This window comes from Tepidibacillus infernus (assembly GCF_048898065.1).
Taxonomy (GTDB): Bacteria; Bacillota; Bacilli; order Tepidibacillales; family Tepidibacillaceae; genus Tepidibacillus_B; species Tepidibacillus_B infernus.
In genome coordinates this window covers 1-252 of the sequence record NZ_JBLWFI010000085.1, presented here as the reverse complement: position 1 = coordinate 252, position 252 = coordinate 1, and the positions used below count along the sequence as shown (strand labels likewise).

The 252-nt window shown below is 40.1% G+C and carries 1 pseudogene; it reads right to left on the bottom strand.

The annotated features are described in order from the left end of the window. Positions 1-252: pseudogene (locus TEPIDINF_RS15105) on the bottom strand (zinc ribbon domain-containing protein); the annotation flags it as partial.

Genomic DNA, 252 nt, shown 5'->3' with positions numbered 1-252 from the left:
GTTCCAATCTCTATCTGCCACAAAACCACAATCACAATGGAATATGCGCTCAGAAAGAGATAGAGACTCCTTTACTTGACCGCAACATGAACAAGTTTTGGATGATGGAAACCACTTATCTATTTTGTAGAAAGTCTTTTCGTTGGTTCGCAATTCTTTCATGTAGCTTCGCTACTTTCAGAACCTGTTTGTGCCAACGATTAGAGCCTTTCTTTCTGCGTGATAGAATACGCTGTTCCTTCGCTAATTTTC